Origin of the sequence: Moorena bouillonii PNG (genome assembly GCF_001942495.1) — a bacterium.
Classification (GTDB): domain Bacteria; phylum Cyanobacteriota; class Cyanobacteriia; order Cyanobacteriales; family Coleofasciculaceae; genus Moorena; species Moorena bouillonii.
Genome location: NZ_MKZS01000001.1, coordinates 5,900,327 through 5,907,810, shown reverse-complemented (window position 1 = coordinate 5,907,810; position 7,484 = coordinate 5,900,327). Strand labels below are relative to the sequence as shown.

Below are 7,484 nucleotides of genomic sequence, written 5' to 3'. Positions count from 1 at the left end.
GGGGAGCCATACTCAAAGTCCCCCTTTTTTAAGGGGGATTTAGGGGGATCTCCGAGGCAAGAAAAAACGCCCTAGCCCCCCAAGCGAGGGATTGCAGCTAAAGGTAGTGAAGTCGATTCATCTGAACACAGCTGTAAAGTCAAACACCCCACCTAACCTAACGGTTAAGTGGGGTGCATTTCCTAAAAGCTGTTTGACCCGGTGGGTGGAATGGGCACCTTTACAAAAGCGATGCAGCTTCTTCTTCTTCTTCTGATGGATCAGGCTCTGGATCTGGCATAGGAAAAGGGTCTGGATCTGGCAAGGGATCGGGACCGGGATCACCAATAGTCATGGCAAGGGGAACTTGTTCATCAGCAAATAACGCTGTAATTTTAGCAGCTTCTTTGCTGATCATCGCCGTCTGCTCTACTTCAGATAAACCCACTTCGTCCATTACGGAACTGGGGTTATTGATAAAAACACTTTGTTTCTTGGGGTCAAGGGCCAAATCGGTTAATAAATCAAATAGTTTACTCATCAGATATCCTGCTAATTTTTAATCTAGTCACGAATCAAGAATCTAAGCTAATGGTCGTGATTTTATTCACAGCGACAATTTCTTAAATTCTTTTTTCCGTTCTGCTTCTGACAATGTTGCAGCTTGATAAAGCCTTTCCAGTGCGTATTGATCATAGATTATCAAGGCAAGCACTCGATAAGGCCATGCTTCACCAGTAATCTCATCATAGTGTTGATCATAATATCGCAGAATTTCACTTAAATCAGCAAGGAAGGAAAGAGCACTGGCAGATCCTTCGACCCATGCAAAGTTTTGCCACAGCCATAATTGTCCGTCTCCTTCAATCTCAGGATTTTGGAGGACATCATCAACAAGCTTCTTTAATTTATGTCCTGACATACCTTCTGCCTGAGCCAGCATCTCCAACTTATCCTTGGTTTTAGGCTCAGCCTTTATCATGTATCTCAATACTGCTTTACATATCTCAGCAAGCTTGGCATCTATCTTTTCAATAAGTGTCTTGCATTCTTCTCTAAATTTATTATTAATTTTGTCTTTTTCCTTCTTTTGTGTACCTTCAATTACCTTGAGAATGAGTTGACCCATCAAATCACCTGGCTTCAGGAGCAAGACTTGTTGGGCACAAGCGATCGCTCCACTATAGTATCTCTCTTTCTTTTCTGAGTGATATTTTTTCTTCTTTAAATTCTTCGTTAAATAAAAAAACAGAAATGCATGTTCATAAAGACTTACCCTCCTGCTTACTAAGAATGGAACAGGAGAAGGAGAGTGTTGTAAAGTCTCCATGTCTGGAGATATTTGTGTTTCTACTCCCAAATCCCAAAATGACTCCTCGTATTCTTGAGCTAATCTGTGAACTGTCGATCGCATACCCCAAGCCCAGGCATATGTGGGCATAAGTTCAATCGCTCTGTTAAGATAATTTAAAGCTTGTTTTTTACTTTTTTCATCTATCTCATTTTCTTTGATTAATTTCTTCTTATCCAGAGTTATTTTCAGGCGGTAGGTTGCTCCCAAGTGAGCTAATGCCCACCCATAGTTGCTGTTTTCTGGTGCTTGATGAGCAAGGGCTTTTTCAAAATGTTTTATAGCTGATTTAATAGATTCCTTTTTATGCTTTTTATCATTTTCTGTAATTGCTCGTAGACGATAGGTTTCACCTAGATGTGCATGAGCCCAGAGATAGTTATCATTCTTTTTGACGGCTTTTTTCAAGTACTTTTCGGCCTTACCATAATCCATCAACTGGTAGTAAGTTGTTCCTAGGTGGGCATTGAGCCAAGCATTGTCCGAGTCACTTTTTTGAAGTTCTTCAAATTTCTCTATCGCCTGTTCATAAGCTCCTGACAAGCGAAGAGTTTCTGCTTTTTGAGCAAGAGCCCAAGTGTTATTATCCATCTGTATCAAATTCCTCCTTGACTGTTATTTGAAACTTAATTGATTGAGGTTTGTTGTATCAAACCCTTAACTATAGGGGTTTTCAATTGGGTGAGGTACATGTTTTTAGGGAGCAGGGAGCAGGGAGCAGGGAGCAGTGAACTTAGAACCTCTAAGAGGTAAGATGTAAAAAGCTAAAAAGACTGTGTACCTTAATTAGACTAAAAACTGCTCTATAGCAATCCCTGTAAGAATTGTGATAATTGTTGATTCCATATTCCCTACTCCCTACTCCCTACTCCCTACTCCCTTTTCTATAGCGAGTAATGCCTGAGTTTTCGGGTCATCTCGCCACTCCATCCAAGCTGGGTCGTGACCGACTAACTCAATGGCTTCATCATTAATAGGAATAGCTTCTTCTAGATATTCCCATGCTTGTTCGCAGTTACCTACCAAGATGGCTAAGCCGCTCAGTCGGTACAGAATATCTCCTCGATCCCCTGTCTGCCATTGAGAGCGCAATACTGACCGCGTACGCTCAATCTCGCTTTTGGCCTGGGTCAATCCCTGCCAACGCGCCTTTGCCACTGCAATACAGTACAAAGCTGTAGTGTCATCAGGAACTTCCTCTAACCTCTGCTGGCAACAAGCGATCGCCTCAGCATATTGGCCGTCGTAGCAAAGGATTAACCCTCTCTCAATTTGCCAATTTTTCACAAATATGGTTTTGTCAAAGGCGATAGCACGGTCAAAATCAATCAGGGCTTTCTTGTAGCACTTCATCAGCTCATAAACTCGGGCACGATAGGCAATTGCCCAAAGGTAATCCGGCTTCAGCTCAATGGCTCGATCCAAGTCAGCCACTGCCATTGTGTAATATGCTTCCCCCATAAAGCGGTAGGTTACGCCCCGGTGAGCGAGGGCCCAAAGGTAGTTAGGGTTGAGATCAATAGCGCGGCTAAAATCTGTTCGGGCTTCGTCATAACGTTTGATCTGATAGTAGGTTTGCCCACGGTGAGCGAGAGCCCAAGGGTTGTTAAAATTTAGCTCAATGGCATCGGTGAACTTAGCGAGGGCAGCTTCAAAATCTCCCATCAGCCGATCAGCCTCACCTTGCTGAGCTAGAGCCTTAGCTTTCTCAGGGTTCTGTGCGGACGCTAAGTTGAGGTTGGACACAGTTTGTTGATAAGCTGTCATCAGATCTGTTTCTCCCCTGTAGCTTCTTTAACACAAGACATACCTAAGCGCGCCATCATGTCTTTGTCCACAGGTGCTAACCCTTGAGGCGGAATATAAAGGGTTGAAACCTCAGTAACACTGCTCTGTGGTAGCTTGGACAGAGGAATACGCTGGATCACTGGTTTGCAAACTGGATAATAAACAGCTGCTTCGTAAACAATCACTTCATGGTCACCTCCATAATGTGTTTTTAATACCTCAGTCAATATAGTTAGAGGACGAAACTGTTCCTCCGGTTTGTAAAAACCGAGATTGCCAACCATGGCAATCTGCCACAAAATCAAGGGGCTAGTGGGGTCAAATTTACGCCGTCGAATCAAAAAGTCCGTTGCTTCAAAACTTTGACACCCGTTTCGACCAGGATCGACACCAAGGTCAGCAAATAAGCAATCTTCCGCAGAAATCCCAGGTAGCATCTGTGCTGTGAAGCCTTCACGATGTGCCTGTTTAATAGCTGCCTGGGCTGGATTGGCAAAAACCCCAGGATGACCGTAAAACACAGCACAGACATTCAGCCCCTTACGAACGTCTGTCAATATCCTTTCGGTCATTTCTTGATAAGTGTCTCTGCGCCATTGATTGTTCCGGTTATATGGCAAAGCTTCTGCTGTGGCATTCAATTCTTTGAGCCATTTAGCCGTTACTGGGTCAGCCAAAGCATATAAAACCTTGTCCGCTTGTTCTATCCAGGCTTTCGCCCCCAAAGTCAGATGACTTACCAATTGAATCCCCGTACCAACAATAGTTAAGGAGCCAGTTTCCAAATTCAATTTACTCTTCAGCTTAGAATCGGAGTTTTTCATCAGAGTAACAGACACAATATAGCGGTTTTAAATTAGGTGAGGTACATGTTTTTAGGGAGCAGGGAGCAGGGAGCAGGGAGCAGGGAGCAGGGAGCAGGGAACAGGGAGCAGAAACATTTCTTAACCTTTACTTCGACTGCTCTAATTGTTAATTAGGGCTTGCTGATTAACTCTCATGGGCATTGACAGATAAAGGTTTTCGCCTTTTTGGGTCTCTTTAAGTGCAAGCAAATCGGTCGAAAAAGCTCAAAAAATTAGCATACAAAGACTTGAGCCGAAAAATAAAGGGACAAGTCTTCCGACTACCTTCTATATAATTCCCATTTCTCCTAACTCCTGACTCCTAACTCCTGACTCAATTCAATACCAAAAGACTTTTTCAGCAAACCCTAATTAGAATTGTTAATTTTTGATTTTAGTTGTTAATTTTAATTATTCAATTTAATTCCCATTTTCCATTTTCCATTTGCTATTTGCCATTTGCATAGCTTTTCCCTTTAATACTAAGTTGCGGTCAAAGGTACAACTTTCTCTTCCCCCAATCTCCCCATCTCCCCATCTCCCCATCTCCCTATCTCCCTATCCAACCAATCTACTCTCTTTGAATGCAACTCCCTATAAAACTTGACTAAAACATGAGGATTACAGGGGCATGGTCACTAGGTTTATCTAGTTTTCTCGGTTCTATGTCAATGGTACAACTAATCGCTTGATTGTAAAGATTGGGGGTTAGGTAGATATGGTCAATGCGCCAACCCCGATTACCCCGAAAGGCACGGGTGCGATAGTCCCACCAACTAAAATTACCCCCTTCTTTGGTAAATTTGCGAAAGGCATCTGCTAAACCTAGGTCTAAGACAGATTGTAGGGCTTGACGTTCTACTGGGGACGCCATGATATGCTTTTCTTTGCCTTTAGGATCATGGATATCCCGGTCTTCTGGGGCAATATTAAAGTCCCCACATACACAAAGTTCATGGGACTGTTGTTCTAGGATACTGTTTAAATAGTCCCGCAGTATCTTCAGCCAACGTAGCTTGTAGTCATACTTCTCACTGTTCACCGAAGCCCCATTGGGAACATAGAGGTTAACAATGCGGACGCCATCTACTGTAGCGCTAATCACTCGCTTTTGTTCATCTAAGTCCCCGACCTGAGCTGTATCCAACACCGCAGCAAAACCAGTAGTTACTTCTGTGGCTGGTTTCCGGCTAAAGATGGCTACACCGTTATAGGATTTTTGCCCAGAAATATAAAGGTAATACCCCAATTCTTCAAAAAGCGATCGCGGAAACTGGGCATCGACTACTTTAGTTTCTTGCAGGCAAAGCACATCTACTTGGGTCCGTTGCAACCAATCTATTACTTGAGCTTGGCGACTCCGAATTGAGTTGACGTTCCAGGTAGCGATTTTCATTAGCCCTACAGGTGATTAGATTTAGTCCAAAACAGACAGCAACTACGTCTACGCCAGCGTTGGGGAGCAGGATATAGATACCTTCTACTCAGACATCAAAAACAGACTACCATAGTTTTCAACAGGCTAGTTTAGCAGTAAAGGAAGAGATATCACGTCGGACATATTACAGTAAACCCCTTCAACTAATTTGAAGGGGTTGATTACAGTGTTTGATAAAACCTGATTAGGATGATTATGAGATCGAGGTTTTTTTGAGTAATCGATAATCGGGCTTTGGGTAATTTATCATATTATTTATAGCACTACGCATTAAGGTGTTTGACATTGTCTTGATGCAAAGCGCGAGTGGGGGAAACCACGGCAGTCGCTCATGGGGGAAACCACGGCAGTCGCTCATGGGGGAAACCCCCTTTGGCGGCGCTGCCTCCCCAAGACCGCGCTGCCTCCCCAAGACCGCGCTGCATCGCTCCTAAATTCCGAAACGTGAGTCTAGCTGACTTCTGACTTCTGACTTCTGACTTCTGACGCTAAGCGTAGCGCTATACCTTTTCACTTTGACCCTGTATAAATTGGTGTTCTGCCACCAACCTCCCTAACTCTGGCAACAAAGCCAAGTTACGAGGTCGCTGGAGACGATAGACACTACACTGATTGGCAAGCTGAGCACACTGAAGAAGATGGGATGCTTTCTCAGAGTCAAATAAGCTGTTTAGACGGGAGTGACGGGATAGTTCCATCACCGCCTCCTGAAGTTTCAGACGCTTAATACTCAACTGTGAACCTGAAACCAGTACATAGATGCACCGGATTGGTAGTAGCGCTTGGGTAAAATCCTGATTTAATAGATAGTCAGGTTTATTTAACTTCGGTACCAGCAGACCCAGCTTATCCTGGTCATATCCCAAAACCTTAGCCACTTCTCGACTTAGTTTAATTTGAGGAAAGCTAGAAGCAACTTTAGCTGTCCCCTGATCCAACGTCACAGGTGCAACATCATCAGTGATGATTCTGTATCCCTGACTATGGAGTGCAGCAGCAATTGAAGACTTACCCTCACCGGAATCACCCAAGAAAACAACCGCACCACCATTAATATTGACTATACTGGCATGTAGCACCAACAATCCTCGCTGATAGAGCAGAATCGCCATCACAGTTCCCACTAGAGCCGTTTGAATGCGGCTCAGACAGGCTTCTGCTGAGGGAATGATCGTAATCGAGTTTCCCCCCTGTACCAGAAACAGCCCTGTGTCTTTGAGATAAATCACCGCCTCCTTTGGACTCAACTGCAAAGCCATCGGCTGCTGGATAACTTCCTTTGGAATGTAGTCACTGATTTTGCGATTCGGCGTTCGCGTTTGGCCTACGGCCTCAGCCGACGCTACGCGAACGCATCCGGTACTGTAATCATTACTCTGAATGTGAATCATCACATCACACTCTACTTCTGCTGGGATAAACTCTGGGATTGGTAGCGCCGAGTGGATTCCCAAACCATAAGCAACATAGGAAAACAGCTTTTGCTTTTTGCCACCCAACACTTTGCAATCCACTAATTGGCTGTCAATTTCAGACATATCGCCAACTGAACACTTAGATAGTTTCTTAGAGATTGTGCCATCCAAACTCATAATTAATTTCTCAAATAACTATTGCGCGTAGATGCAATCACAAGAAACTGATGCAGCAGTTTCTTGACTCCCCTTGATCAGCCATTCCAGTTCAAAAATTACCCTGGCATCCGTTGCTTAAGCCTAATTGTAGGGGCGCAAGGCTTGCGCCCTCACTATATGTAGTTAAGTTGCGGTGCAACCCGTGGCGAATTTAATTCGACGACTGTAAGCGCACCGTTTAGCTATTAAGGTTTAGTAATTAGCTTTTTAAGCTGACAATAAAGCAGCCTTGTGGTTTAGGGATTTATCGTTAAATTTGACTAGTTGACAACCCAATAAGTTGCCAAAACTATCAAAGTCATGACTTACGCCACAAAAACTTAATACCAAGTATTTGAGCTTTTAATGATACCCCTAATTTTACCTTGATAAGGAAAAATTGTGAGGGTTATCATCAGCGATGCAGCGCGGTCTTGGGGGTTTCCCCCATGAGCGACTGCATCAAGACA

The 7,484-nt window shown here is 43.8% G+C and carries 7 protein-coding genes; all 7 read right to left on the bottom strand.

Annotated elements, in window-relative coordinates; translation table 11 throughout:
* Nucleotides 1-220: 220 nt before the first annotated feature.
* The 7 genes from BJP37_RS39940 to BJP37_RS23895 all read right to left on the bottom strand — a co-directional run bounded on the left by BJP37_RS39940 (nucleotide 221) and on the right by BJP37_RS23895 (nucleotide 6,939).
* Nucleotides 221-520: a hypothetical protein gene (locus BJP37_RS39940; RefSeq protein ID WP_075902522.1), complete on the bottom strand. Its 300-nt coding sequence runs from the start codon at nucleotides 518-520 to the stop codon at nucleotides 221-223.
* A 66-nt stretch (nucleotides 521-586) separates the two neighbouring features.
* Nucleotides 587-1,921 carry a tetratricopeptide repeat protein gene (locus BJP37_RS23915; protein ID WP_075902520.1) on the bottom strand — a complete coding sequence of 445 codons (1,335 nt, stop codon included), beginning with the start codon at nucleotides 1,919-1,921 and terminating at the stop codon, nucleotides 587-589.
* A gap of 267 nt (nucleotides 1,922-2,188) precedes the next feature.
* Nucleotides 2,189-3,097 carry a tetratricopeptide repeat protein gene (locus BJP37_RS23910; protein WP_075902518.1) on the bottom strand — a complete coding sequence of 303 codons (909 nt, stop codon included), beginning with the start codon at nucleotides 3,095-3,097 and terminating at the stop codon, nucleotides 2,189-2,191.
* Nucleotides 3,097-3,942 carry an SAM-dependent methyltransferase gene (locus BJP37_RS23905; RefSeq protein WP_198954162.1) on the bottom strand — a complete coding sequence of 282 codons (846 nt, stop codon included), beginning with the start codon at nucleotides 3,940-3,942 and terminating at the stop codon, nucleotides 3,097-3,099. The genes BJP37_RS23910 and BJP37_RS23905 overlap by 1 nt, the downstream gene beginning before the upstream one ends.
* Nucleotides 3,943-4,383: 441 nt before the next feature.
* Complete coding sequence (locus BJP37_RS43885; RefSeq protein WP_269087056.1) at nucleotides 4,384-4,509, bottom strand: hypothetical protein; 126 nt, start codon at nucleotides 4,507-4,509, stop codon at nucleotides 4,384-4,386.
* A 61-nt stretch (nucleotides 4,510-4,570) separates the two neighbouring features.
* Nucleotides 4,571-5,359: an exodeoxyribonuclease III gene (xth, locus tag BJP37_RS23900; RefSeq protein ID WP_075902516.1), complete on the bottom strand. Its 789-nt coding sequence runs from the start codon at nucleotides 5,357-5,359 to the stop codon at nucleotides 4,571-4,573.
* A 542-nt stretch (nucleotides 5,360-5,901) separates the two neighbouring features.
* Nucleotides 5,902-6,939: a hypothetical protein gene (locus tag BJP37_RS23895; protein WP_075902514.1), complete on the bottom strand. Its 1,038-nt coding sequence runs from the start codon at nucleotides 6,937-6,939 to the stop codon at nucleotides 5,902-5,904.
* Nucleotides 6,940-7,484: the final 545 nt, after the last annotated feature.